This window comes from Vibrio sp. Y176 (genome assembly GCF_033438945.1).
Map to the genome: position 1 here is coordinate 1 of NZ_JAWOQS010000568.1, position 683 is coordinate 683.

A 683-nucleotide genomic window follows, 5' to 3' on the forward strand; every position below is an offset into this window, starting at 1 on the left:
GCATCGTGGAAGAAGCGGGCGGACGCATTCTCAGCACTCACCTCGAACCTTTGTCTTACAACGAACGGGAAACGCTAGAGAACCCGAACTTTATCGTGCTGGGCGATACGAATTTGCCTTGGGATGACATCCTGCAACGCAAAGATTAAGTACTTATACTTGCGTAACTCAACTTGTATCATTAGGCCGTGAATTCCGTTCACGGCCTTTTCTTTTTCCGCATGAGCAGCTTTAACAGTATTTGACCTGCCATATACCTAAAGCTAATCAAACTGCACAAAACCACACAATCCAATTAAAATACAACCACTTAAAAAAACCAACTTTGTCCCTCGTTTATTTACGTACAGCGAATAGAGGGTTTGGCCTACTATGATCCAAAAGCAAAATGAGCTGCACATTGGCAGCTCTTTTCTGTATTACGTTGGCTTAAGATTAGAATCTGCCTTTGTAGTCAAACTCGTATTGGCCTTGTGCGTTTGGCTGTCCAAGCCATTTCAACTGCTCCCCCATGCTTGATGGGACATCTGCGCCAGGTTTAAACCACGCTTTCGTTGAATAGCGTTGATTCGGCATCAGTTCCGCTGAAAACGCCGAGGAAACTTGCGTACTGGTTTGCTCACCTGATGCAGTTAGCACGCTATCTTGGCATTTCAAATCAGCAATAACAGGGCCGAGCTCTA

The 683-nt window shown here is 45.2% G+C and carries 1 protein-coding gene and 1 pseudogene; one reads left to right on the forward strand and one right to left on the reverse strand.

Annotated features, from left to right (window positions below; translation table 11 throughout):
- Window positions 1-149, forward strand: a pseudogene (locus tag R7O13_RS27340) (3'(2'),5'-bisphosphate nucleotidase CysQ); the annotation flags it as partial.
- 286 nt (window positions 150-435) lie between these two features.
- Here R7O13_RS27340 and gspN read toward each other — a convergent pair.
- Window positions 436-683 (reverse strand): type II secretion system protein N (gspN, locus tag R7O13_RS27345; RefSeq protein WP_318305258.1); only part of this gene is annotated, 248 nt, incomplete at its 5' end.